At 50.0% G+C, this 24460-nt stretch carries 17 protein-coding genes; 8 read left to right on the plus strand and 9 right to left on the minus strand.

Annotation, left to right across the window (positions count from 1 at the left end; translation table 11 throughout):
- Positions 1 to 65 precede the first annotated feature (65 nt).
- A complete protein-coding gene (gene nth, locus HMPREF2952_RS03995; protein ID WP_070695304.1) occupies positions 66 to 695 on the plus strand; it encodes an endonuclease III in 630 nt (209 codons plus the stop codon).
- A 57-nt stretch (positions 696 to 752) separates the two neighbouring features.
- On the opposite strand, the gene putA is transcribed toward nth, so the two are convergent.
- From putA to HMPREF2952_RS04015, 4 genes are all read right to left on the minus strand, one after another.
- Complete coding sequence (gene putA, locus HMPREF2952_RS04000) at positions 753 to 4358, minus strand: bifunctional proline dehydrogenase/L-glutamate gamma-semialdehyde dehydrogenase PutA (protein WP_049344640.1); 3606 nt, start codon at positions 4356 to 4358, stop codon at positions 753 to 755.
- A 223-nt stretch (positions 4359 to 4581) separates the two neighbouring features.
- Complete coding sequence (gene putP, locus HMPREF2952_RS04005) at positions 4582 to 6108, minus strand: sodium/proline symporter PutP (protein ID WP_049336262.1); 1527 nt, start codon at positions 6106 to 6108, stop codon at positions 4582 to 4584.
- Between the two features lie 452 nt (positions 6109 to 6560).
- Positions 6561 to 7355, minus strand: a complete 795-nt coding sequence (locus HMPREF2952_RS04010; RefSeq protein WP_004520655.1) for a formate/nitrite transporter family protein — start codon at positions 7353 to 7355, stop codon at positions 6561 to 6563.
- A gap of 198 nt (positions 7356 to 7553) precedes the next feature.
- A complete protein-coding gene (locus tag HMPREF2952_RS04015) occupies positions 7554 to 9767 on the minus strand; it encodes a RelA/SpoT family protein (protein WP_070695305.1) in 2214 nt (737 codons plus the stop codon).
- A gap of 88 nt (positions 9768 to 9855) precedes the next feature.
- On the opposite strand from HMPREF2952_RS04015, the gene HMPREF2952_RS04020 reads away from it, so the two are divergent.
- Positions 9856 to 10566, plus strand: a complete 711-nt coding sequence (locus tag HMPREF2952_RS04020; RefSeq protein WP_070695306.1) for a GrxB family glutaredoxin — start codon at positions 9856 to 9858, stop codon at positions 10564 to 10566.
- Between the two features lie 54 nt (positions 10567 to 10620).
- On the opposite strand, the gene HMPREF2952_RS04025 is transcribed toward HMPREF2952_RS04020, so the two are convergent.
- The 3 genes from HMPREF2952_RS04025 to HMPREF2952_RS04035 are packed head-to-tail and all read right to left on the minus strand — an operon-like array spanning position 10621 to position 14107.
- On the minus strand, positions 10621 to 11139 hold the full coding sequence (locus tag HMPREF2952_RS04025) for a PqiC family protein (RefSeq protein WP_070695307.1): 519 nt from the start codon (positions 11137 to 11139) through the stop codon (positions 10621 to 10623).
- Positions 11139 to 12800 (minus strand): intermembrane transport protein PqiB, encoded by a 1662-nt coding sequence (gene pqiB / locus HMPREF2952_RS04030; protein ID WP_049336255.1) that lies wholly within the window; start codon positions 12798 to 12800, stop codon positions 11139 to 11141. The genes HMPREF2952_RS04025 and pqiB overlap by 1 nt, the downstream gene beginning before the upstream one ends.
- The gene (locus tag HMPREF2952_RS04035; RefSeq protein WP_079453695.1) at positions 12797 to 14107 is read right to left on the minus strand and encodes a paraquat-inducible protein A; all 1311 of its coding nucleotides are present in this window, start codon (positions 14105 to 14107) and stop codon (positions 12797 to 12799) included. The genes pqiB and HMPREF2952_RS04035 overlap by 4 nt, the downstream gene beginning before the upstream one ends.
- A gap of 404 nt (positions 14108 to 14511) precedes the next feature.
- Between HMPREF2952_RS04035 and HMPREF2952_RS04040 the strand changes: the two genes are divergently transcribed.
- The gene (locus HMPREF2952_RS04040; RefSeq protein ID WP_036493824.1) at positions 14512 to 15135 is read left to right on the plus strand and encodes a biliverdin-producing heme oxygenase; all 624 of its coding nucleotides are present in this window, start codon (positions 14512 to 14514) and stop codon (positions 15133 to 15135) included.
- Positions 15136 to 15304: 169 nt separating this feature from the next.
- The gene (locus tag HMPREF2952_RS04045; protein WP_070695308.1) at positions 15305 to 17677 is read left to right on the plus strand and encodes a TonB-dependent hemoglobin/transferrin/lactoferrin family receptor; all 2373 of its coding nucleotides are present in this window, start codon (positions 15305 to 15307) and stop codon (positions 17675 to 17677) included.
- A 77-nt stretch (positions 17678 to 17754) separates the two neighbouring features.
- On the opposite strand, the gene mnmC is transcribed toward HMPREF2952_RS04045, so the two are convergent.
- Positions 17755 to 19365, minus strand: a complete 1611-nt coding sequence (gene mnmC / locus HMPREF2952_RS04050) for an FAD-dependent 5-carboxymethylaminomethyl-2-thiouridine(34) oxidoreductase MnmC1 (protein ID WP_070695309.1) — start codon at positions 19363 to 19365, stop codon at positions 17755 to 17757.
- A 123-nt stretch (positions 19366 to 19488) separates the two neighbouring features.
- Here mnmC and HMPREF2952_RS04055 point away from each other — a divergent pair, with 123 nt between their 5' ends.
- On the plus strand, positions 19489 to 20079 hold the full coding sequence (locus tag HMPREF2952_RS04055) for a tyrosine-protein phosphatase (protein WP_070695310.1): 591 nt from the start codon (positions 19489 to 19491) through the stop codon (positions 20077 to 20079).
- A 73-nt stretch (positions 20080 to 20152) separates the two neighbouring features.
- Here HMPREF2952_RS04055 and cysE read toward each other — a convergent pair whose 3' ends face one another.
- Positions 20153 to 20971, minus strand: a complete 819-nt coding sequence (gene cysE / locus HMPREF2952_RS04060; protein WP_004520667.1) for a serine O-acetyltransferase — start codon at positions 20969 to 20971, stop codon at positions 20153 to 20155.
- Positions 20972 to 21121: 150 nt separating this feature from the next.
- On the opposite strand from cysE, the gene grpE reads away from it, so the two are divergent.
- The 3 genes from grpE to HMPREF2952_RS04075 all read left to right on the plus strand — a co-directional run bounded on the left by grpE (position 21122) and on the right by HMPREF2952_RS04075 (position 24402).
- Positions 21122 to 21682, plus strand: a complete 561-nt coding sequence (gene grpE / locus HMPREF2952_RS04065) for a nucleotide exchange factor GrpE (RefSeq protein ID WP_049336248.1) — start codon at positions 21122 to 21124, stop codon at positions 21680 to 21682.
- A gap of 304 nt (positions 21683 to 21986) precedes the next feature.
- On the plus strand, positions 21987 to 23915 hold the full coding sequence (dnaK, locus tag HMPREF2952_RS04070) for a molecular chaperone DnaK (protein ID WP_049336246.1): 1929 nt from the start codon (positions 21987 to 21989) through the stop codon (positions 23913 to 23915).
- 268 nt (positions 23916 to 24183) lie between these two features.
- Positions 24184 to 24402 (plus strand): hypothetical protein, encoded by a 219-nt coding sequence (locus HMPREF2952_RS04075; RefSeq protein WP_049336244.1) that lies wholly within the window; start codon positions 24184 to 24186, stop codon positions 24400 to 24402.
- Positions 24403 to 24460 lie beyond the last annotated feature (58 nt).

Here is a 24460-nt window from a genome sequence, read left to right on the forward strand (position 1 = left end):
TTAAAGTAGCCGTATCAACATGATTTCACTATAATTGCTGCGCCAATAAAAAAATAATCCAAACAATGAACAAACAAATCCGCCAAGAAATTTTCGAGCGTTTCCGCGCTGCCAATCCTCATCCGACTACCGAGTTGAATTTCAGCTCGCCATTTGAGCTGCTTATCGCCGTTTTATTGTCTGCACAAGCAACTGATGTCGGCGTGAACAAAGCGACTGCCAAACTCTTTCCCGTTGCCAATACGCCGCAAGCTATGTTGGATTTGGGGCTGGACGGCGTGATGGAATACACCAAAACCATAGGCCTCTACAAAACCAAGTCCAAACACATCATGCAGACTTGCCATATTTTGCTGGAGAAATATAACGGTGAAGTACCTGCCGACCGAGAGGCTTTGGAATCTTTGCCCGGTGTTGGCCGTAAAACAGCCAATGTGGTGTTGAATACTGCATTCGGGCAACCTGTTATGGCGGTCGATACCCATATTTTCCGTGTGGCCAACCGCACCAAAATCGCGCCGGGCAAGGATGTGCGTGAAGTTGAAGACAAGCTGATGCGCTTTATTCCCAAAGAATTTTTGATGGATGCCCATCACTGGTTGATTTTGCATGGCCGCTATACGTGTAAGGCTTTGAAACCGCAATGCAGCAAATGTTTGATTAACGATTTGTGCGAATATCCGGCAAAAATGTAAATAAAAAAACATAAAAAAGGCCGTCTGAATTTCAGACGGCCTTTGATTTGGCTACGATTAGTCGGCAACTGCCATCAGGCTGGCGTTACCACCGGCAGCGGTAGTATTGATACTGCAAGAGATTTCTTCAAATACTTGCAGGATATCCAGACCTTGTTCAGAAGGCAGGATGCGGATGAGCGCACCGTCGCGGCCGGCCAACTCTTGTTTGCGCTCGCTGCTCAAAGGCTCGATAGCGGCAACATGGCTGATGCCTGCGTTTTCGGGTTTGCTGTTGACTTGCAACAAACCGTCCAAATCGGCTGAGTAGGAAGCCAGTGGGCTGTTTGGCTCAACAACGGTTTGGATGCCTGCGGCTGCCAGCTCGGTCAGGGCAGAGAAGGCTTGCAGCAGATTGCCGCCATGTACCCAAACACGTTCTGGAGAGCGCCAGCTCAATGAGTTGCGTTCGCCGGTCGGGCCGACCAATACGGTTTCGGCTTTGCGCAGGGTACGGACGCGTGCGTGACCCAAAGCTGCGGCTGCGGCTTTTTTCTCTTCTGCGTTAAACGGCAGTTTGTGAACCAGGGTTTCCAAACGTTTGAGCGCGTCTTCGTCTGCTTGGCCGATTCGGCTGAGGGTTGGGGCAACCCATTCAGGAGTACGAACCAGGCGTTGCAGATAGAATGAACCGCCTGCTTTTGGACCGGTACCGGACAAGCCGTGACCGCCGAAAGGTTGTACGCCGACAACAGCACCAACGATGTTGCGGTTAACGTAGATGTTACCAGCTTCGATGCGGTCGCGGATATGGTCAACAGTGCCTTCGATACGGCTGTGTACACCGCTGGTCAGAGCATAGCCTTTGGCGTTGATTTGGTCAATGAGTTGATCCAATTCGCTGGCGCGGTAGCGGACAACGTGCAGTACAGGACCGAACACTTCGCGTTGCAACTCGTTCAGGTTATTCAATTCAAACAGGATTGGACGAACGAAGGTAGAGTTGTTGTCATCAACGTCGGCGGCAGTTTTGATTTCGTGGTAAGCCTTTGCTACGCCTTTCATTTTGTTGATGTGGGCCAACAGGTTTTGTTGGGCTTCAGCATCGATGACAGGGCCAATGTCTGTGGTCAGTTGGGTCGGTTTGCCGACAACCAATTCGTCCATTGCACCTTTGATGATGTTGACCATTTTATCGGCAACATCTTCTTGAACACACAAGATACGCAGGGCGGAACAACGTTGGCCCGCGCTGTCGAAGGCAGAATTCAATACGTCGAGGCAGACTTGTTCCGGCAGGGCGGTAGAGTCCACGATCATCGCGTTTTGACCGCCGGTCTCGGCAATCAGGACAGGGCTGTCGTCGCGTTTGGACAGGGCTTTGTTGATCAGGCGCGCTACTTCGGTAGAACCGGTAAAGATCACGCCGCCGATGCGGGCATCGCCGGTCAGGGCAGAGCCGACATCGCCTGCGCCGAGTACGAGTTGCAGTGCAGAAGTCGGAATACCGGCTTGATGCATCAGGGAAACGGCGTAAGTAGCAATCAGGCTGGTTTGTTCGGCAGGTTTGGCAATAACGGTGTTACCGGCTGCCAATGCAGAAACCACTTCGCCGGTAAAGATGGCCAATGGGAAGTTCCATGGACTGATGGCAACGATTGCGCCGACGGCTTTGGCATCTTTAGGCAGGGTGTTCTCAGCTTCGTTGGCATAGTAGCGGCAGAAGTCAACGGCTTCGCGTACTTCGGCAACGGCGTTGTTCAGGGTTTTACCGGCTTCGCGGACGGCCAGCATCATCAATGCAGGCGTGTGTTGTTCCAACAAATCGGCAAAACGGCGCAGGCAGTTGGCGCGTTCTGAAGCAGGTTTGGCGCTCCACTCAGGCAGGGCGGCAACGGCTGCACCAATAGCTTCTTGAGCCAATGCCGCATCGGCAAAGCTGACAGTGCCGACAACATCGTTGTGGTCTGCAGGGTTGCGGACGGGTTGCGCTTCGCCCACGTTACGCGCTTCGCCATTAACGATAGACGCGGCGTGGAAGTCTTCGGAAGAAGCTTGGTTGAGTTTTTCTTGCAGGTTTTGCAATACGTTTTCGTTGCTGAAATCGACGCCTTGGGAGTTCAGACGGCCTTTGCCATACAAATCGCGCGGCAGAGGCAATGCCGGATGCAGGTGGATGCCTTGTTCGGCGATGGTGTCGAACGGGCTCTTAATCAGGCGGTCGATGCTGATGTTTTCGTCAACGATTTGGTTCACGAAAGAAGAGTTCGCCCCGTTTTCCAACAGACGGCGTACCAAGTAGGCAAGCAGGGTTTCGTGTGTGCCGACCGGGGCATACACGCGTACGCGACGGCCTAAGTTTTGCGGGCCGACCACTTGGTCGTACAGGGTTTCGCCCATGCCGTGCAGACATTGGTGTTCAAAGTCTTTGCCTTTACCCATTTGGTAGATTGCGCCCAAAGTGTAGGCGTTGTGGGTGGCAAATTGTGGGAACACGGCATCTTGCGCATCCAAGAGTTTGCGTGCGCAGGCGAGATAGGAGATGTCGGTATGGACTTTACGGGTGTAAGTCGGATAGCCTTCCATGCCGTCTACTTGAGCCCATTTCACTTCGCTGTCCCAGTATGCACCTTTAACCAAACGGATCATCAGTTTTTGGTTGTTGCGGCGTGCCAGGTCGATCAGATAGTCGATAACGAACGGGCAACGTTTTTGGTAGGCTTGAACAACGAAACCGATACCTTTGTAGCCGGCCAAGTCAGGATCGGAAACCAAAGCTTCCATCAAGTCCAAAGACAATTCGAGACGGTTGGCTTCTTCGGCATCGATGTTGATACCGATATCGTATTTTTTACCCAAAAGGAACAATTCTTTCAGGCGTGGCAACAATTCGCTCATAACGCGTTCGTGTTGGGCGCGTGAATAGCGTGGGTGGATGGCGGAAAGTTTAACGGAGATACCGTTGCCTTCGTAAACGCCTTGGCCTGCGGCATCTTTACCGATGGCGTGAATGGCTTGAACGTAGTCGTTGTAGTAGCGGTTGGCATCTTCTTCGGTGTATGCGGCTTCACCCAACATATCAAAAGAGAAGCGGTAACCCATTTTCTCGCGCTCTTTACCGTTTTGCAGCGCTTCTTCAATGGTTTGGCCGGTTACGAACTGTTTGCCCAACAGGCGCATGGCGTAGTTCACACCTTGACGGATCAGAGGTGCGCCACCTTTGCTGATCAGACGGCTTAATGCGGAACTCATCTGTTTGTCGTTTGTCGCGGTCAGTTTGCCGGTAATCAGCAGACCCCATGCAGCCGCGTTAACGAAGAGGGAAGGGCTATTGTTCAAGTGGCTTTTCCAGTTGCCTTCAGAGATTTTGTCGGCAATCAGGCGGTCACGGGTTGCATTATCCGGAATACGCAGCAGGGCTTCGGCCAGACACATCAGTGCAACACCTTCTTCACTGGAGAGAGAGAACTCGTGCATCAAGGCATCTACGCCGCTTGCTTTGGTGCGGCTGGAGCGGACTTGAGTAACCAAACGACGGGCAAGCTCGGAGGCGGCATTGCGTTCTTCGTCGGTCATCTGTGCACGTTGCAACATATCCTGAACGGCCTCGATTTCATCGCGGCGGTAGGCATCAGTTACAGCTTGACGCAGAGGAGTTTGTGTTGGAAAAGCGAAGTTAAACATTATTTATGTTCTCCAAAGGTTTTTTCATGGTTTCAGACGGCCTGAATTAAGACTGCTAAAACAAGCATTCTGAAGGATAGTAATATCGTAATAAAATTATGATGCGGATACAAGATGCATCCGCATAAATTGCTGTTTTTTCTGATAAGGCTCAGATTATTTTGAAACAGTTTATGTCGTAAAGACGGCCTGCACGGAATCATGCAGGCCGTCTGAAAACGTCTTATTTAGAGGCGCGGTATTCTGCGTCTGCTTTTTCGAAACGTTCTTGCAATTCGCGTGAAGGTTTTTTGTCGATCAGGGACACCAAAACAATCACGAGTGTGCAAATGATAAAGCCGGGGACGATTTCATAGACAGTAGCGAAACCTGTTTCTTGTGCGGCCAAAGCAGGTTTTTTGATCCACTCAGCCCAAACTACTACAGTCAGTGCACCTGCAATCATGCCGGAGAGTGCGCCGTAGGCAGTAATGCGTTTCCACAGTACAGACAGGATAACGACCGGGCCGAATGCGGCACCAAAGCCAGCCCATGCGTAAGCTACCAAGCCTAATACTTTGCTTTCAGGATCAGAAGCAATCAGGATGGAAATCACGGCAATCGCCAATACCATCAGACGGCCAATCCATACCAATTCAGCTTGTTGTGCTTTTTTACGCAGGAAGCCTTTATAGAAGTCTTCGGTAATCGCGCTGGAGCAAACCAACAATTGGCAAGACAGGGTAGACATTACGGCGGCGAGAATCGCGCTCAAGATGATACCGGCAATCCAAGGGTTGAAGAGCAGGGTAGCCAAAGCGATGAAGATACGTTCGTGGTTGCCGTTCATTTCATCAACGTGGGCAGGGTTGGCGCCGAAGTAAGCGATACCGAAGTAGCCGACAGCCACGGCACCGGCCATACACAGAACCATCCAGGTCATACCGATACGGCGTGCAGAAACCAGAGATTTAGCGCTTTCAGCAGCCATGAAACGGGCCAAAATGTGTGGTTGGCCGAAATAGCCCAAGCCCCAAGCGGCGGTAGAGATAATGCCGATGAAAGTAGTACCGGCAAACAGGCTGCCGTATTCTTTACCGGTAGAAGCGGCAACTTGTTGGATGGCAGCGTTCATTTGATCAGCACCGCCCAAACCCAAGTACACCATGACAGGAGTCAGTACCAATGCAAAAATCATCAAAGAAGCTTGCAGGGTATCGGTCCAGCTTACTGCCAAGAAACCGCCCAAGAAAGTGTAGGCGATGGTCGCGCCGGCACCCAGCCACATGGCTTGAGTGTAAGACATACCGTGGAACAGGCTTTGGAACAGGGTAGCACCGGCTACGATGCCTGAAGCACAGTAAATAGTGAAGAAGAACAAGATAATCAGTGCGGAAACCACTTTCATCAAGTGACCGCCGGCACCGAAGCGGTGGAAGAAGTAATCAGGAAGCGTCAGTGCGTTGTTGGCGTATTCGGTATGCACGCGCAAACGGCCTGCAACCAAGAGCCAGTTGAGGTATGCACCCACAATCAGACCAATGGCAATCCAAGCTTCATTCAAACCGCTCAGGTAAATGGCACCTGGCAAACCCATCAAAAGCCAACCTGACATATCGGAAGCACCGGCAGACATCGCGGTCACGAACGGACCTAAGCTGCGGCCGCCGAGAATGTAGTCGTCGAAGTTTCGTGTTGAAAAATAGGCGGCGAGGCCGATCAGTAATACGGCGACCAAATAGATCGCGAAAGTGATATACATGGGATTCATGTACTTATTCCTCATCTAACTTTTAAAACGGGTTTGAAATTGCAAGCAATTCATACCCAAACTTTTTTCTAATAAAAATACAGCTTAAAAATCCTGTTTTTTGCGAGAGAGACAGGATAAATTATTTTCAAATACAATAAAATACGAAATTTTAATGCATTAAATTGTAAATAATTTAAACCAGCATACCGTAAAAAGTCGCTTTTGCAAAGCGAAGAACTCAGCCTTTATTCGAAATTGATGCCGCCTTTTGGCTAAGTCATTTAAAAACATAAAAATATATAAATTTTTACCGATGATGACGAAGGAAAGTGTGTGAAACTATCTTTCCTGATGTTTTTTGGGGATTAAAGAGAAAAAGTAATTAAACGACTTGGACTTTCAGACGGCCTTGTGCAGAAACCCCGTATCTGTGTCGGGCAAATACGGGATTTTTAGAAAAAAAGACTACATTAAATAGAAAAATCGTCTTTTAGTAAGTGTTTGTAAGCAAAGAGATAAGAGGCTGCGACAAAGGATGACCCGCCCAGGACGTTGCCTAAGAAAACGGGAATCATATTGTAGAAAAATTGACCCCAGCTGACGTTTGCGCCCGCCCAAATGCCGGCCGGAATGATGAACATATTGGCAACAAAGTGTTGAAAGCCGATTAATACGAAGATCATAACAGGGAACCACATGGCTAAGATTCGTCCTGAAGTATGGCGTGCGCCGAAGTAAAACCAGATGCCCATACACACCATCCAGTTACATGCGATGGCAGAAACGAATGCGCGGCCGAAGTCCATATTGACTTTAGCTTCGGCAATGGCAATGGTTTTCGCTGCGGCCGGTCCTTCGGCAAGGCCAACGTAGTGGCCGAGGAAATAGGCCATGGCAACGGCGCCTGCCAGATTGCCCAAGCTGACAATGAGCCAGTTGCGTACCAGTTTGTAGGTGCTGACACGGCCGGTTAATCTGCCCAAAGCCATAATCATCATATTGCCTGTTGCCAACTCGCCGCCGCCGATTAAGATACAAATCAGTGCGATAGGGAACACGGATGCGCCCAACAGGGCGGCCAGACCGTTCCATTCGGCAGGAATGCCGCTGATGACGCGCAGGCAGGCAAGATAACCGAAGCCGACATAACCGCCGCCCAAGAAACTCAAAATCACCAACATCTTGATGCTGAATTCAGATTTGGCGCAACTTTTGCCGATGGCGTCCTGCAAAATTTCATGAGGGAACAGGTCTCGTGTGTCCATGAAGTTTCCTTAAGGTTAATATAAGAATAAAAATATCTTTCTTTATCATGCGGATGGCGAGTTTGCCTGAGAATATGGCAAACAGGAAATAACGGCTGATTGTAAGGATAGAAGCGTAGGTTATATATTGGCAGCCGATGTGTGAAAGGCCGTCTGAAAGCAATACTTTCAGACGGCCTTTAGATGGGGGAATGGGAATTATAAGCGCGTTACGCTTAAAACGCCTTTGATGTCGCCCAAGCTGGCTAATACGCGCGGCAGGTCGTTGACTTGGCGGACTTCAAGGGTAAAGCGCATACTGGCTTCCAAATCGCGCGATTGGGTTTGCACCGCGGTAACGTTGAGTTTATGACGCGCCAGCGCATCCGAAACGTCGCGCAGCAAACCGGAGCGGTCTTGAGCGCGGATTTCGACATCGACGGCAAATACTTGTCCTTCTTGCAAGGCTGCCCAGCTTGCATTCAACACTTTTTCCGGAGCCTGCTCGGCGAGGTGGCGGAAAGAAGGGCAGGTGCAGCGATGGACGGAAATACCGCGGTCGCGTGTAACGAAACCGATAATGTCGTCAGGAGGTGCTGGTTTGCAGCATTTGGCAAGCGTGGTCATCAGGCCGTCTTCGCCGTCAATCAAAATGCCATTTTTGCCGCCTTTTTTGATTTTGGACTGCTTGACGATATTGGTTTCATCAATCGGCACGGGAGGCGGTTCATTCAGCGCGCCGCAGGCTTTGTGGATGGCGCGGTTGGAAACTTCGCCCTGACCGATGGCCGTATAGAGTTCGTCGGTTTTTTTGAAGCCGAGTTTTTCCGCCAATGCTTGCAGATTGGGTTTTGGGAAGATTTTTGACAACTGTTTGTCCAATTGGGCGCGGCCTTCTTCGCGCACGGTATCTGCATTTTGCTGGCGGATATAGGCACGGATTTTGCTGATGGCGCGGTTGGATTTGACCCAGCCTTCGTAGAGCCAGTTGACGGAAGGATTTCCCTCTTTGGCGGTAATGATTTCAACGCGTTGTCCGTTTTCCAACGGCGTTGACAGCGGCACGATTTGTCCTTCGACTTTTGCGCCGCGGCAACGGTCGCCTACGCTGCTGTGCAGGGCATAGGCAAAGTCGATGGGGGTGGCGCCCGTAGGCAGGGAGAGGACTTTGCCGTGCGGAGTCAAAACATAAATCGTGTCGTTGAACAGCTCGGTTTTGAAAGCGGCGGCAAGGTCTTCTTTGCCGCTTTCGGCCATGTTTTCGCGCCAGTCCAAGAGTTGGCGCAACCAAGCGATTTTCTGTTCATAGGCGGAATCACCCTTGCCACCTTCTTTATAACGCCAGTGGGCGGCAACACCGAATTCGTTGAATTGGTGCATGTCGAAGGTGCGGATTTGGACTTCCACACCTTTGTCTTCCGGGCCGACGATGACAGTGTGCAAACTTTTATAGCCGTTGCCTTTTGGGTTGGCGATATAGTCGTCGAACTCGCCCGGAATCGGCTGCCAGAGGCTGTGGACAATGCCCAAGGTGGTGTAACACTCGGGAATGGTGTCCACCAAAATCCGTACGGCACGGATGTCGAACAGGCCGTCGAAAGTGAGCTTTTTCTTCACCATTTTTTTGTAAATGGAGTAGATGTGCTTCGGTCTTCCGGCAACTTCAAAATGAATATTGTATTTTTTCAGTTCCGTACGCAGGATATTGAGGAAGTTTTCGATGTATTCGAGGCGCTCGGTGCGTTTTTCGTCCAAAAGTAGGGCGATTTCGCGGTATTTTTCCGGCTCTTGATGACGGAAGCCCAAGTCTTCGAGCTGCCATTTGAGTTGCCACACGCCCAAGCGGTTGGCGAGCGGGGCAAAAATGTCGAGGGTTTCTTTGGCAACGGCGCGTTTTTCAGGATTGTCGGGAACGTTGCTTAAGAATTGCAGGGTGCGCGTGCGCATCGCCAGTTTGATCAGGACGACGCGGATGTCGGTAACCATCGCCAACAGCATTTTGCGCATGGTTTCGGCTTGTTGGCTGCGTTCTTCCGGCGTGGCAAGGCTATCCACGCGGGCGAATTGGGTCAGTTTTTGTACTTCGTCTACGCCTTTGACCAGCTCGCAAACGGTGCTGTTGCAGCGTTCGGCAACCAATTCTTGCCAAGTGGGAACGTATTTGCCGATGTCGGACAAAATCGTAGCCGCCACGGCATCGGGCAATAAGTCGAGTTCGCTGACGATTTGCATCGAGCCGAGGAAATGTTCCATTAAAGGCTCGCCGTAAGTCGTTAGGGCATCGGCGGGATAATGTTCTTTAGCCAGGTCAAAGGCCGTCTGAATCAGGTTTTTATCGGGATCAGGCAGCGCGGCAACATAGCTGTCGAACCATGCGAGGAGGCCTTCCAGCGTTACGCTCGATGTTTGGGGCGTTTGGCGAATAGTGGTCATGGCGTGCGTTTTTTTCTTTTTGATAAAAACGTTGCCATTGTAACAGTTTATTGCCGGCAGCCCTAGATTTGTATGCGAAGGTGGCACTATGTTTCAGGAAGCCTTGTTTCAGACGGCCTTGGGTGTTATGGTTAACCGTTTTGAAATTTTAAGGAGTATTTTGATGAAACTGTATATTTACGACCATTGCCCGTTTTGCGTTCGTGCAAGGATGATTTTCGGCTTGCGCGATGTGGCGGTGGAAGAGGTCGTCTTAGCAAACGATGATGAAGCTACGCCGATTGGCATGATTGGTTCAAAACAAGTGCCGATTTTGCAAAAAGAAGACGGTTCGTTTATGGGCGAGAGTTTGGATATTGTCCGTTACATCGATCAAGGCCGTCTGAAAGAAGAAGTTCGTCCAGAAGTACAGGCTTGGTTGGACAAAGTGGGTGAATACAATAACAAATTGGTACAGCCGCGCATGGTCAAAATCGGCCTGCCCGAATTTGAGACTGATGAAGCGAAAAAATACTTTATCGACAAAAAAGAGAAAAGTATCGGCAATTTCGAGACTAATCTGAACAAAACGGCGCAATATCTGGAGCGTCTGCATCAAGACTTGGCAGAACTGGAAGCGCTGGTGTGCGAAGGCGAGGGCTTGGGCGGTGAAATCAGTTTGGAAGATATCCTGACTTTCCCTATTTTGCGCAACCTGACCGTTGTGCGCGGTATTCAATGGCCGCAAAAATTGATGGATTATTTGCTGGCGATGAGCGAGCGATCCGGCGTGGCTCTGTATTTTGACCGCGCGTTGTAATGAATGTTTGAGACATAAAAAAGGCCGTCTGAAAATGTTCAGACGGCCTTTCGTTTAATAAGCAATCGTATCGGCAACCTGTGACAAACCGTTTTCCAACGATTCGAGCATGGCGGTATAGCCGTCGCCTTGCTGCGGCGTGACGGCGTTAAACGGTTTGCTGCGTCCGTCCGGCCATTGTGCATAACCGCTGATGGTGGTCTGCCCCTGATAGCTGCCTTGGAAGGCTTCGATATAGACTTTTAGGGTTTGGCTGCTTTGGCTGCGTGAAGCAGGGACGAAAGTATGGCGCGGATTGAGGCGGTTGAGCTTGTTGCTGAGGTTGGCCGCCAACGCGCCATCGAGTGGTGCCGCCCAAAGGTGGTTTTTCGCCAGATTCACATGATAGGCATCGGTTTGGTAAACGAGGCCGCCGTTGGCAAGCGGTTCGGCAAGGTTGACTTTGACCGCGATTTCGTTGCCATACGCAGCCGGACGGATGTACTGGCTGTCGGGCAGGACGAAATATTGTGTGCTTTGAGCAGTGCCGCAGGCGGCAAGCGTCAGGGCGGCGGCAATCGGGAAGAGGCGCATTATCGGCTTCCTTTCGGGATAGGGTCTTTGCTGCTGCTGTTGAAAATCAGCGCGTTGGGTTTTTCTTTCAAAGTATTAATCACGGGTTGAACGTCTTTTAAGGTTTTGTCCAAACTTTGCAGCGTATTTTGTACGTCGCCGTAGATAGGCGATTGAGGCGATACGCCTTGCAGGGTTTGACGCAACTCTTTCAGGGTTTGGTTCAACTCGTTCGGAATGTTTTGTGTCTGCGGTTTGCCGACCAGTTTGTCGATAGAGCTTAAAGCAGCATTGGCAGATTTGAGTGTGGATTTGAGCTCGGCAAGCGAACCGTTCAAGCCGGCAACGGTTTTATCCAATGGCAGATTGTTGAACTTGTCTAACAAATCGGCCACTTTTGCCTGCAAATCGTCCAAACCGCCGCCTTGGGTCGCGATAACGGTATCGCCTGCATAAACGGTATGCGGTCGCAGCTTAGGCGAGGCGGAAGGTTGATCGTTCAACTCAATCATTTTGCTGCCGGTCAGCAGGTTGTTGCTGGAGATGGTGGCGGTCAGGCCTTTGTTTAAGGCCGTCTGAAATTGTTGTTTCCAATGTTCTTTGCTTTGCTCGTCGGCATTGATTTCCAAACGGGAAGGCTCGATGCGGATGCGTACGGGAATCCAACCGTTTTCAAACAAATGCAGGCTGTCGTTGCGGTCGAAATAAGGGACATCGGAAACCACGCCGACATTCAGGCCTTTGTATTCGACAGGCGAACCGGCAGACAGGCCGCGTACGGATTGTTTGAAGAATGCGGTGTAGTACAGCGAGCGGTCGTCAGGCAGGTTGGCGACTTCGCTGCGGCTGTCATAAAGCGTGAAGCTGTCTTCGCTTTTGACGTTTTTGCTGTCGCTTGTTTTGGGCGAATCAAACGAAATCGCACCGGACAGCAGGGCAGGCAGAGGGGCGGAATTGAGTTTGACACCACTGCCTGTGGTTTCGATATTAATGCCGCTTTCCAGCCAAAAACGGCTGGCGGAATTAATCAGTTTGTCGTTGGGGCTTTGAATGAAAATGGTGTAATGCACGCTTTGGTCGGACGGGTCGAAATGCGCGCTTTCTACTTGACCGACCATAAAGTTTTCATACAAAACAGGGCTGCTGACGTTGAGGATGCGGTCGTTTTTGCCGATCAAATTCAGGCGCAGGCCGCTTTGACCGATGGCGGCAATCGGCGGAATGTCTTGGACGACAAATACATCTTTGGTTTCTTGGCTTTTGCCCGGTGTAAATGCAATATATGAGCCGGAAAGCAAGGTTCCCAAGCCGGTAACGCCACTTTGGTCGATACGCGGTTTGACCACCCAAAATTGGGTATCACTGCGGATAAGGTCTTTGGCGTCGGCGCTGAGCTGGGCAGTAACTTCCACGCCTTTTTGGTCGTCGCGCAATTTGATGCGGGTAACGCGTCCGACATCGACGTTCAACACCTTAATAACGGTGTTGTTGACTTCGATGCCTTCGGCGCTGTCCATCAACAGTGTAACGACAGGGCCGCGGTTGCGGATGTCTTTAACCAAAAGCCAGCCGCCGGCAATTAGCGCAATCAGCGGAATCAGCCACACGATAGACGTGAAGACATTGGTTTTCTTGACACGCGCTGGGGCATGATAATTGGGTGAAGAATCGTGTTTTTTCATTGTGTTAAGGTCTGGTCAGAATCAAGGCCGTCTGAAAGCTGCTGTTGCTTGTCCCAAATCAGACGGGGATCGAAATAATAGGCCGAAAGCATGGTCAAAATAACAACCAGGCAGAAGTAAATCGCCGCACCACCCGGCACGACGCGCGCCATATTGGTGTGGAACGAACTCATCAAAATAATAATCACAAAAATATCAATCATCGACCAGCGGCCGATGGATTCGGTGATCCGATACAAAACCGACATCTTTTCCGCGCTCATCACGGGTTTGAAGTATGCGGAATAAATCAAAACCGCCATCGCAATAATCTTCAAAACCGGCACCATAATACTGGCACTAAAGATAATCACGGCAATCAACCGATCGCCATCGTCCCACATATAAACAATGCCGTTGAAAATCGTGTTGATCTCCAAAGCCGTCGGATTGGACGAAATCATAATCGGCAGGATGTTGGCAGGGAAATACAGGATAAACGCCGCCATTAAAAACGCCAGCGAAATGCTCAGGCTTTTCGGGCGGCGGCGGTATAAGTCTGCGCCGCATACGCCGCAAGGCTGCTCGTCTTTATTGCGGAAATACAGGCAGCGGCTGCAACAGATTTTGTCTTCAGTGGCCGTCTGAACCGCATGGCCGCCGGTTAAACGGTGAATCTTATAATAAACCCAATGCTGCGGAATCGATACCGAAGTCCGAATCAGCATGACCGACAGCGGAAACATCAGATAAAACGCTGAGCCGAATTCCACTGTAGCAACGGACGAGAGCTTGATATATGCCACCAAAGTGGAAATGAAAAACACATCCACCATAATCCAATGACGCAGCCGAACCAATACACGCGTTGCAAAGCGCAGCGCAGGGTAGGCCTTTTCGCGTATCAAAGCCGTATAAACATAAAGGCAGAGCAGCAGAAACAGTAAGGGCGCGCCGAAGGTGAGGATAAACATCACTTCCGCCAGAAAACCGTAATCCAGCGAAATCAAAAGCCGCATCATTTGCGGCAACGACAAAATCGATGTTACGCCGAACAAATCCACGCGGATATACACCATATTGTACGCGAACGCCATCAGAATCAAGGTTGTCAGCGCATAGGCAATCGGCGCGATATACGGATTGTTTTCCACCTCCACAATTTCATGGTTGCACACCGGACAATGCGCTTCCTGTCCCTGACGCAGGCGCGGAATATCCATACGGCAGCCGCAATCCGGGCATTCCACCGTATGTGCAGGCAGCGTCGCATCAGGAAGATAAGACTTGTAGCGCCACCAGCGATGGTAGGCAGGAATCCGTTTCATGGTTCGGCAGGGGATAAAGAAGGTGCAAAGAATGTCGCATTATAAAGGAAAACAGAAGGATAGCCCAAATTTAGGTCGATATTTGATTGAATGGCGGCTGCTTAATAAGGTTTGGGCCGTCTGAAAAGTTTGAAAAGGGTTTAGAAGGTTATTGCTATGGGCTGTTAAATTTTATTAATAGGTCTTAGTTTGGTTTATTGTTATTATATTAAAAATAATATATATTCTCAATATTTAAAAACACGATGAGTCTTGTAGATCTGTGGAAGGTACGCGGTCAACGAATCTGAAGCAGGTTAAAAATTATCTTCTTTGTTTTTAAAACGATTCTTTTCAAATTAGACGGTATTTTTAACTATAAAGGCCGTCTGAAACCATTAGTCTCTTAATTCAAAGGAAACATCATGAGTGAAACACAAGAGCTGACTTTCGCCAAACGCTTGAAAGAGCAAACCACAGTTACACACGACAGCGTTGATAACTTGGTTATGTTTGTTCAGCCTTTCGTCAGCAAAGAAAACTACATCAAATTTTTGAAACTCCAATCAGTCTTCCACAAAGCTGTCGATCACATCTATAAAGATGCCGAATTAAACAAAGCCATTCCCGAACTCGAATACATGGCGCGTTACGATGCCGTAACCCAAGACCTAAAAGACTTGGGTGAAGAGCCTTACAAATTCGACAAAGAATTGCCGCATGAAACAGGCAATAAAGCCATCGGCTGGCTCTATTGCGCCGAAGGTTCAAATTTGGGTGCTGCTTTCTTGTTCAAACACGCTCAAAAACTCGAATACAACGGCGAACACGGCGCACGCCACCTGGCCCCGCATCCCAACGGCCGCGGCAAACACTGGCGCGCCTTCGTCGAGCACCTGAATGCCCTGAACTTAACTCCGGAAGCAGAAGCAGAAGCCATTCAAGGAGCGCAGGAAGCGTTTGCCTTCTATAAAGTGATTCTGCGTGAAACCTTCGGTTTGCCGGAAGGCACAGAAGCCCCCGAAGGCATGATGCCGCACAGACACTAAAAATAATGAAACAAACAAGGTCTCGGCATGGATGTTTGCAGAGACCTTTAATTACACGACACAGATTTATTTGTACGGGTTGCTGTCTTATTAAATATTAATGATTATCAGAAAATTTATTATGCATTAACTGATGGATGAACAATCCATTACACCTTGAGTTGATAATATGAAACCATTACACATGCTTCCTATTGCCGCGCTGGTCGGCAGTATTTTCGGCAATCCAGTCTTGGCAGCGGATAAAGCTGTAACTGAAACCACACCCGTTAAAGCAGAGATAAAAGAAGTCCGCGTTAAAGGCCAGCGTAATGCGCCTGCAACCGTGGAACGTGTCAACCTCGGCCGCATTCAACAGGAAATGATACGCGACAACAAAGACTTGGTGCGTTACTCCACCGATGTCGGCTTGAGCGACAGCGGCCGCCATCAAAAAGGCTTTGCCATTCGTGGCGTGGAAGGCAACCGTGTCGGTGTCAGCATTGATGGCGTGAGCCTGCCTGATTCTGAAGAAAACTCACTGTATGCCCGTTATGGCAACTTCAACAGTTCGCGTCTGTCTATCGACCCCGAACTCGTGCGCAACATTGAAATCGTGAAGGGCGCTGACTCTTTCAATACCGGCAGCGGCGCATTGGGTGGCGGCGTAAATTACCAAACCCTGCAAGGTCATGATTTGCTGTTGCCTGAGCGTCAGTTCGGCGTGATGATGAAAAACGGTTACAGCAGCCGCAACCGCGAATGGACAAATACACTTGGTTTCGGCGTGAGCAACGACCGCGTGGATGCTGCTTTGCTGTATTCGCAACGTCGCGGTCATGAGACCGAAAGTGCGGGCGAGCGTGGCTATCCGGTAGAGGGTGCCGGCAGCGGAGCGAATATCCGTGGTTCTGCGCGCGGTATTCCTGATCCGTCCAAACATAAATACCACAGCTTCTTGGGTAAGATTGCTTATCAAATCAACGACAACCATCGTATCGGCGCATCGCTCAACGGTCAGCAGGGGCATAATTACACGGTTGAAGAGTCTTATAACCTGACCGATTCTTCCTGGCGCGAAGCCGACGATGTCAACAGACGGCGCAATGCCAACCTGTTTTACGAATGGACGCCTGATTCAAATTGGTTGTCGTTGTTGAAGGCAGACTTCGATTATCAGAAAACCAAAGTGGCGGCGGTTAACAACAAAGGCTCGTTCCCGATGGATTATTCCACCTGGACGCGCAACTACAACCAGAAGGATTTGGACGAAATCTACAACCGCAGCATGGATACAACCTTCAAACGCATTACGCTGCGTATGGACAGCCAGCCGTTGCAACTGGGCGGGCAACACCGCCTGTCGTTTAAAACTTTCGCCAGCCAACGTGAGTTTGAAAACTTAAACCGCGACGATTACTACTTCAGCGGCCGTATTTTACGCACGTCCAGCACGATTCAGCATCCGGTGAAAACCAACAACTACGGTTTCTCGCTGTCTGATCAAATCCAATGGAACGACGTGTTCAGCAGCCGCGCAGGTATCCGTTACGACTACACCAAAATGACGCCGCAGCAACTGAATGCCGAGTGTCATGCTTGTGACAAAACACCACCTGCAGCCAACACTTATAAAGGCTGGAGCGGTTTTGTCGGCTTGGCTGCACAGCTGAGTCAGACATGGCGTTTGGGTTACGATGTAACTTCCGGTTTCCGCGTGCCGAATGCGTCTGAAGTGTATTTCACTTACAACCACCGCTCAGGTAAATGGTTGCCTAATCCGAACCTGAAAGCCGAGCGCAGCACCACCCATACCCTTTCTCTGCAAGGCCGCAGCGAAAAAGGTACTTTGGATGCCAACCTGTATCAAAGCAATTACCGTAACTTCTTGTCGGAAGAGCAGAAGCTGACCACTAGCGGTGAACCTGGCTGTACTGAGGAAAATGCTTACTACGGTATATGCAGCAATCCTTATTCCGAAAAACTGGAATGGCAGATGCAAAACATCGACAAGGCCCGAATCCGTGGTCTTGAGCTGACAGGCCGTCTGAATTTGGGTCAAGTGGTTTCTTTCGTACCTGAAGGCTGGAAACTGTTCGGCTCGCTGGGCTACGCGAAAAGCAAACTGTCGGGCGACAACAGCCTTCTGTCCACCCAACCGCTGAAAGTGATTGCCGGCATCGACTACGAAAGCCCGAGCGAAAAATGGGGCGTGTTCTCCCGCCTGACCTATCTGGGAGCGAAAAAGGCCAAAGACGCACAATATACCGTTTATGAAGACAACGGCTGGGGTACGCCTTTGCAGAAAAAGGTAAAAGATTACCCATGGCTGAACAAATCGGCTTATGTGTTTGATATGTACGGCTTCTACAAACCGGCTAAAAACCTGACTTTGCGCGCCGGCGTGTATAATGTGTTCAACCGCAAATACACCACTTGGGATTCCCTGCGCGGCCTGTACAGCTACAGCACCACGAACTCTGTGGATAAAGACGGCAAAGGCTTAGACCGCTACCGCGCCCCAGGCCGCAATTACGCTGTATCGCTGGAATGGAAATTCTAAGCAGTTAACGGATAGCTAAAGGCCGTCTGAAAGTTTTGATGACTTTCAGACGGCCTTTTTTATTTAAAACGAAATCTTTAAACGGATAACAACGGCTGCTGCCGAACAATCGCGCGGATGATGGCACGGTTGGGGTGTAGCGCGGTTTTCAGCCTTTGCGATAGCGGATGGGGCAAGCCGAGTATTTCGGCCGCAATGGCGGCGGCGCAGATGGGGGCTGTCGCCAGGCCTCGCGTACCGTGTGCCGTATTAATGTAGGCATTGGGCAGGTAAGGGCAGGGGATATTGTCGAGGCGGTAGTTTTTGTCCAATGCCAGCTTGGCGTAGGCGGACTGCATGGCGGCGATGTCGCCGAGCGCGCCGACAACGGGCAAGTGGTCGAGGCTGTCGCAACGCAGGGCGGCATGGCCTTGTGTATCGTGAAGGCCGTCTGAAAACGAATCTTGATCAAACAGGGATTGTGCCAATGGGGGATTGAGTTGTTGAAGGGCGGCGCGGTTGTCGATTTCTTCGTTTGGATACCAAGTTTCATCGTTGCTGTTGAGGACAAATGTCGCGCCGTAGCAGTGGCGGCCTTGCCAGCTCGGGCTGATGTAGCTTTCGCCGGAAATGGCGCAACGCAGTTTTTGTGAAAACGGGCTGGCGGATACAACGCCGGTTTGTCCGCGGATTTGGCGGAAAGGCAGGGCGGAGACGTTGGTGTCGGCGGCAGTCGGGCTGTGCGCGCCCATGCAGTAAACGATATGGCTGGCATTGAAATGCGCATCCGGTGTGTGTGCCGTCCATTGTGTGCCGTCATGCGATACGGCGGTCAGCGGCGAGTGTTCGTGCAACTCAATCAGCGGATGATTCAATAAGGTATGCACGACGGCGGGCGGATTCAGCCATACGCCTTGCGGCCAGTAAAGGCCGTCTGAAAATACGTCTATGCCTGCAATGTGCGCAGCCTCTTCGGCAGATACGCTGCGGTAGAGGTGTTTATGCTGGTGTTGCAAACCCAAGGTTTGATTGCGTTTACGTTCGCTTTCGTCAAAATTCAAATGCAATACGCCGTCGCCGCCCCATACGTCGGAGTCGGGCAGCAAGTCTTCCAACAATCGGCGCGTGTAGCCGTAGCCTGTCAGCAACAGCTCGGTTTGTTCGGTATCGTGTGGCGAGATTTTGGCGTAGAGCAAGCCTTGGCGGTTACCACTGCCTGCCTGCGCCGCTTTGCCTGCCTCCAAAACCGTAACGCGTACGCCGTGCTCCGCCAGTTTGCGCGCGGTCGCTGCGCCAGCAATGCCTGCGCCGATGATCAGGACGTGTTCGGGTGCGGCTTGATGTTCAGGCCGTCTGAACCAAGGTTTTAGAGTAATGGGGGTGGATTGGGGTATGGCTTCGGTTTGCCATTCGATATGAGGGAAATGTTCGTGTAAGCGGTCGGCGCGGTGTGGCGGAACCAGCCAAAGGTGCACGTCAGGCAATAGGTTTTCCAAAACATTGACGCTGTTGAACTGAAGGCATTTCATGGCTTGAACGAGGCGGTTGTTCAGACGGCCTTCAAGCTCGGATGGCTGATTCGATAATGGAAAATCGGGAATATGGTTTTCAGGCAGGCAGACAATCAAATAAAGCGGCGCGGTATGGTGTTCGATGGCGCGGCAAAGGTCGGCAAGGGTGGGTGTGGTGTTCCAAGCAAGGCAGGTCATGATGAAAGGCCGTCTGAAAAAGAGGCTTTATTGTAACGCGGTTTGCGCGGATAGAATATCCGGATGGGTTTTGATAAAATCTTTCGATATTTGTTTTCCCATTGATTTTCATACAGGAATTTTATGCGCCGTCTTTTATTGTGCCTTCTCGCTTCCGGCTTGCCCGTTGTTTGCTCGTCCGCGCCGCCGGATAACGGCAGCAAAGCCGTTCAGTCCGCACGTTGGGCAACGCCCGTCAAACACGATGCCAACCTTTATCGCATCGATGACAAGCTTTACCGCAGCGAGCAGCCCGTTGCCGAAGATGGCGAAGCCATTGTCAAGCTGGGCATTCAAAGCGTGATCAACCTGCGCTTTTTCGACCGCAACGATGACGACCATTTGAAGGCGTATGGTTTAACCTTGCTAAACCGTCCGTTGCTGTCATGGAGCATTAAGCCGAAAGAGATTGCGGAAATCCTATACCTGATTGAAAAACAACAGCAAAATGGCGCGGTACTTATCCATTGTTATCACGGCGCGGACCGCACCGGTTTGATTGCCGGAATGTACCGCATCATCTATCAAGGCTGGCCGGTGGAAGAAGCAAAAGCCGAAATGCAACATGGTCCTTACGGTTATCACAGCATTTGGAAAAACATTGCCAAGCTGTTTACCGAAGAGAAAGTCAAGCAGGTTAAAACGCATTTGGAAGCCTTGCGCAAACGCGGTTGACACTAAGATTTAAATCATAAAAGGCCGTCTGAAAGAACAAATCTTTCAGACGGCCTTTTAAATGGCAGATTGCTTAAATTACAAAATCCGTAGTCGATAATTGAATGCTTTGATCCATATCGGCAGACGGAGTTTTGGAAGAGCGGCCGACCGGTTTGGCCGGTACGCCGACAACGGTAATCGAAGACGGCACGTCGGCAACCACCACGCTGCCTGCGCCGATTTTGGCATTTTCGCCGATGCGGATGTTGCCCAGAATCGAAGCGTTCGCACCAATCATCACGCCATTGCCGATTTTTGGGTGGCGGTCGCCGCTTTCTTTGCCCGAACCGCCCAGCGTTACGCCGTGGAGGATGGAAATATTGTTGCCCAAGACGGCGGTTTCGCCGGCCACAAAACCGGTGGCATGGTCGAGCATTAAACCGTGACCGAAACGGGCGGCCGGGTGAATGTCGACACCGAAGACTTCCGACATGCGGTTTTGCAGGAAATACGCCAGCGTTTTACGGCCGTTTTGATAGAGCCAGTGGTTGATGCGGTGTGCCTGTACGGCGTGGAAGCCTTTGAAATACAACAGCGGCAGCGAATATTCGTCACAAGCCGGATCGCGCTCGTAAATGGCTTTCAAGTCGGCCTCGACACATTTGCTGATACGGGTGTCCACGCTCAAAGCCTGCTGATAAATTTCAAACAGCGCGCGCACATCCATAATCGGGCTGCCGAGCTTGCTGGAAAGATGGTAGGCAAGTACCGAATCGAGCGAATCGTGGCGCAACACGGTTTGATGCAGGAAGCTTGCCAGCATCGGTTCGGCCGCGGCGGCAGCTTCGGTTTCTTCGCGGATGGTGTGCCACAGATTAAAATCGGTTGAATTCAAATGGTCTTTTTTCATATTCGAGGCCGTCTGAAGAATAAAATCAGATGGCTATCTTACCGTTTTCCAACGTCTTTTAACAAGGCATTTGATAATCGACGTTCAAATGCTTGAAGTTTTTTCAGACGGCCTTATATATGAAACATCGAATATCAACACGCTAAAAGGATGTCAGAAATGACGGAGCATAACGAACAACATCAACACGAAGCAGAAGAAGCGGCAGCCGTAGAAACTGCCGAAACCGTTGAAACCGAACAAGCAGAACCGACTTACGAAGAGCTTCAGGCGCGTGTCACCGAGTTGGAAGGCCAACTCAAAGACAGCGAGTTGCGCGGTTTGGCAAACGAGCAAAACCTGCGCCGCCGCCATCAGCAAGAAATTGCCGATACCCATAAATTCGCCGGACAAAAATTTGCGGCCGAAATGCTGCCTGTCAAAGACTATCTTGAAATGGCGCTGCTCGACCAAAGCGGTAATTTCGATGCCCTGAAAATGGGCGTGCAAATGACTTTGAACGAGCTGCAAAAAGCATTTGATGCCACACACATTAAAGAAATCAACCCACAGCCGGGTGACAAACTCGATCCGCACCAACATCAAGCGATGCAGGCAGTCGTCAGCGAGCAAGAGCCGAATACCATCGTCAGCGTGATGAAAAAAGGCTACACACTATCTGACCGTGTGCTGCGTCCTGCGATGGTTGTCGTGGCGAAAAAAGAAGATTGAAGGCACCGCTTGATAAAGTTTATCAAGCATAAAATCTTCAGACGGCCTTATCTGGTTTTAAAGCCTGATGTTCCGCTATTGGAAAATCATTCCGATAAACCGGAATCGGAAAATTAAAGCCGGCCATCTGAAAAAAGAATAAACGGCTTGTGGATAAATAAATCAAATACTTGAATTTAATTTAAAAAAAAATTCAAATTAAGCCTTGAAAAAAAATGAAGCAACCTTATTTACAAGCCATCGGAACGAAATGTTCCACAGGATTATTAATTTAGAAAAGTTTATTTATTAGGAGCAACATAATATGGCAAAAGTAATCGGTATTGACTTAGGTACAACCAACTCTTGTTTGGCCATTTCTGAAAACGGTCAAACCAAAGTCATCGAAAATGCAGAAGGTGCACGCACCACTCCTTCCGTTATCGCTTATTTGGACGGCGGCGAAGTCCTCGTCGGCGCACCGGCAAAACGCCAAGCCGTAACCAACGCTAAAAACACCATCTACGCTGTAAAACGTTTGATCGGTCATAAATTTGAAGACAAAGAAGTCCAACGCGACATCGAATCCATGCCTTTCGAAATCATCAAAGCCAACAACGGTGACGCATGGGTGAAAGCGCAAGGCAAAGAGTTGTCTCCGCCGCAAGTTTCCGCAGAGGTCCTGCGCAAAATGAAAGAAGCCGCTGAAGCTTACTTGGGTGAGAAAGTCACCGAAGCCGTGATTACCGTTCCTGCCTACTTCAACGACAGTCAACGTCAAGCGACTAAAGACGCAGGTCGCATCGCAGGTTTGGACGTAAAACGCATCATCAACGAGCCGACCGCTGCCGCTTTGGCATTCGGTATGGACAAAGGCGACAACAAAGACCGCAAAGTAGCCGTATATGACTTGGGTGGCGGTACTTTCGATATCTCCATCATCGAAATCGCCAACCTCGACGGCGACAAACAATTTGAAGTATTGGCTACCAACGGCGATACTTTCTTGGGCGGTGAAGACTTCGACCAACGCTTGATCGACTACATCATTGACGAGTTCAAAAAAGAACAAGGCATTGATTTGAAACAAGACGTAATGGCTCTGCAACGTCTGAAAGAAGCTGCTGAGAAAGCTAAAATCGAATTGTCCAGCGGTCAGCAAACTGAAATCAACCTGCCATACATCACTATGGACGCAACCGGTCCGAAACACTTGGCCATGAAAATTACCCGCGCCAAATTCGAAAGCCTGGTTGAAGACTTGATCCAACGTTCTATCGAGCCTTGTAAAGTTGCATTGAAAGATGCCGGCTTGAGCACCAGCGACATCGACGACGTGATTTTGGTCGGCGGTCAAAGCCGTATGCCGAAAGTACAAGAAGCCGTTAAAGCCTTCTTCGGTAAAGAGCCTCGTAAAGACGTGAACCCTGACGAAGCTGTTGCCGTAGGTGCAGCGATTCAAGGCGAAGTATTGAGCGGCGGCCGTAGCGACGTATTGCTGCTGGACGTAACTCCTCTGTCTTTGGGTATCGAAACCATGGGCGGTGTGATGACCAAGCTGATTCAAAAGAACACTACTATTCCGACTAAAGCGTCTCAAGTGTTCTCTACTGCCGAAGACAACCAAAGCGCAGTAACCATCCACGTACTGCAAGGCGAACGCGAACGCGCTTCTGCCAACAAATCTTTGGGTCAGTTCAACTTGACCGACATCGCACCTGCACCACGCGGTATGCCACAAATTGAAGTTACTTTCGACATCGACGCCAACGGTATCTTGCACGTTTCTGCCAAAGACAAAGGTACTGGCAAAGCAGCCAACATTACCATCCAAGGTTCTTCAGGTTTGAGCGAAGAGGAAATCGAACGCATGGTAAAAGATGCCGAGGCCAACGCTGAAGAAGATAAAAAACTGACTGAATTGGTCGCTTCCCGCAACCAAGCCGAAGCTCTGATTCACTCTGTGAAAAAATCTCTGGCTGACTACGGCGACAAACTCGACGCTGCCGAGAAAGAAAAAATCGAAGCTGCGTTGAAAGAAGCTGAAGAAGCAGTTAAAGGCGACGACAAAGCCGCTATCGATGCCAAAGCCGAGGCTTTGGGCGCAGCCAGCCAAAAATTGGGCGAAATGGTTTACGCTCAAGCGCAAGCCGAAGCACAAGCAGGCGAGGGCGCACAAGCCGAGTCTTCAGTTAAGAAAGACGACGACGTTGTAGATGCCGACTTTGAAGAAGTAAAAGACGACAAAAAATAATTGATGCCATCTGAAAAAAAGCGCGAATCGAAAGGTTCGCGCTTTTTGTCGTTTGGGAAATGTGTAAAGACGTTTTGTCAAAATTGACGGTAAACTTTCAAAACCTTGCTACATCATTGTGTCGCCATACTTCTATTGCCAAATTTTGAACAGATTTCGCCGAATGCTGACAGCAGCTGACAGTCAAAGCCATTAATATTTGTCCATCGCTTGAGTGCGAATAAATTCTTATTTTTACCTCAAATCAACTCCTTGAAAGAAGATAAATATGAAAAAACTGATTCAAATGACCTCTTTGATGGTTGCGGCTGCCGGCTTGGTATTTGCTCCTGTCGCTTCTGCACACGGCAAACACGAAATGCATCCGAAACAAGAGCGTATGCACGAAAAAGCCAAACTGCAAAAAATGAAAAAACCTGCACCTAAAGCCAAACACCACGCAGCCAAGCCCAAACATCATCAAGAGCATCGCCACGAACATCATTAAGATGAACCCTCAACAATAAATAAGGCCGTCTGAAACCCAAACATCAGTTTTCAGACGG

It is taken from the genome of Neisseria sp. HMSC068C12, assembly GCF_001814095.1.
GTDB lineage: Bacteria > Pseudomonadota > Gammaproteobacteria > Burkholderiales > Neisseriaceae > Neisseria > Neisseria perflava.